General features: G+C 46.1%; 2 protein-coding genes. Both read left to right on the top strand.

Features of this window, described 5'->3' with window-relative positions; all coding sequences use genetic code 11:
- Positions 1–844 (top strand): hypothetical protein (locus tag KDK19_RS02765; protein WP_257291303.1); only part of this gene is annotated, 844 nt, incomplete at its 5' end.
- 265 nt (positions 845–1,109) lie between these two features.
- Positions 1,110–2,211 (top strand): hypothetical protein (locus KDK19_RS02760; protein ID WP_257291302.1); only part of this gene is annotated, 1,102 nt, incomplete at its 3' end.

The following is a 2,211-nucleotide window of genomic DNA, read 5'->3' as shown; positions in this document are numbered from 1 at the left end:
GGTGGGTGACGGTGTTCAGATCTATCGCTATCCGATGCCACAGCTGAAAATACAGAATGAAACAATAGAAATCAGCAACTGGTCAGAGGAGCAGTTCAGGATTTTTTTGAAAATCACTGATATATCTGAACACTATTATTTAACAGCAGATGATTGGCAAAGGCGCTCAAGACCGGATTACCCGGTATACATCCAAAGATACGAAGCCAGACAGGCGGGAACCAGAGACCCCATGGAAAAAGGTGCTGTTGAAGCAACCCCCTTCAAACCTTTACCCATTTATGTTCTGGCTAACATCATCAAAAATGGAATGGCCGTCAAACCAATCGTCTGGAAATCGCTTGAACATCATAAGGAGAGGCTGCCTGAATCTTTATTTTTCAGAATAAGAAATAGAATGGAAACATCAGGTACAGAATGCCCGGATGAGATTAAAGAATCACTGTCCCAATACCTGGATAACGTTCAATCCAGGGGGGCAGACGTCTTTGAGTCGATGAGTGAACCGGAACCACAAAACATTAACCCGCCAGACGACAAACGAGAAAAACAGGCGTTTGGCAGTTTATGGTTAAAGCTCAACCAGACAGAAGCTTTTGGCACCGAAATACTGAACTTACTGGACGAGTATGGAGATGAAATGAAGCTTATGCACATCGTTACCGCCCTTAAAAAAGCCAAAACCGATATCGATAACCGCATACTGGAAGAATGGAGGCAACGGGCATGCAGTAAAATAGAGCGGTTAAAAAAGCGAGACCCTTTATTATCAGACATTGCTGATGATGTTTACCAGAGCTGTCAGGAATTAGAGTTACTTGATGGGTGTGAGGGTATTCTCTAAAAAGACCTTTGTCGTCTGGTGGAAGCTTAGTAAAACAAACTTTTCGCCAATTCCATTCATGGTAAGCTCGCCAGTTCGGTGCTATACAGTCTTACGCAAACATCAATTAATGAGCCTGAGCCTTATGTCAGATGACGTACGAATTTGGCCCAATAGCGAATCGATTCACAGACGCTGATTTTTTAAGTCTGGATCTATGAGACGCTCACAACATAACAACATTTTCTACTCACTAGTCCGATCACTGCTTCTGCTAGTGACAATAATGTTCGGGAAGTCGCTGCCTGCAATGGGACTCGTCGGCTCAAACCCGCTGCCAACTCATTTCTTGTATGCCGGTAAGTTAGCTGAACCTGAACTGCCCAATCCTTTTCGAGGGCGTCACAAAATGCTGGCTCCCATGCTCTCAGGCCCTGAGGGTCCCAGCCGTGGGAACGAGTTGTTGCCCCTGCCCTTTTGGCCAATGAAGCCAACCCGCCACATTAGCCTGTTGGCTATATCCCCAGAAGATCCGGAGCCCCAGCCTGACCTTAACCTTAATCTTGTTTTTGCCCCTGTTCAAAAATGCCTGCAACAAAAAAGGCAGCTGCTTCGAATGTTACGAATCAAACGACTATGGGCTATTACGACAAGCCAAACAACGCTGGCCCGGATTTTATCAGACCGGATCATGGTGATTGAAGCGGATCTTCTGAATATGGAAAGATCAGACCCTTTCACGATGCATCCGGGCTTGGTTCAGACATGGCTGGCAGAGAATGGTCAGGAACTCAGTGTTTACCTTGAGATCGCTGCTGGTAAATATTCTGGCCGGCAGGCGGCCACCAGGAAAAAGAATCCATCCTCCCGAACGACCAAAGCATCAACGCCCGCAACAACAGGTCAGACCGGCCAGAAGAGCGGATCTACTGCCCGCAACCAGCGAACCGGATCAACAAGCGGCAGTGGTCGTGGAGATGATGACCCTCTGAAACCCTCAGCTGAGCAGGATGCCAGAAACCCGATGATAACTTGTTCAAAATGTAACAAGGCACTGAATCGACAGGAATTAGGACGTTTAGCCAATGAAGCAACAGCTTCAGCGTTTTTATGCAACAATTGCCTTTCGGGCACTCACAGTAAAAAAAGAGCAAAACGAATACGGGAAGAAACAGAGTCGGATTCATCAGAACCTGACCAGAAAAAAAAGAAGGGCGCGGCTAGAAAGAGAAAAATTTCAAAAGCAGCGGCTGCACCACCAGCCAAAAAAAAGAAACTGGCAGATACTCAAATTTTCGATGATCCATTGGAAACAGTAAAAGCAAATATCCATTACGAATTAAGTCAGGAAGAGCTGGAAAAAGCGCAAACCCTGATGGAGGTATTCA

Origin of the sequence: Endozoicomonas sp. ONNA1 (assembly GCF_024606325.1) — a bacterium.
GTDB lineage: Bacteria > Pseudomonadota > Gammaproteobacteria > Pseudomonadales > Endozoicomonadaceae > Endozoicomonas_A.
This window is presented reverse-complemented; position numbering and strand designations above follow the sequence as displayed.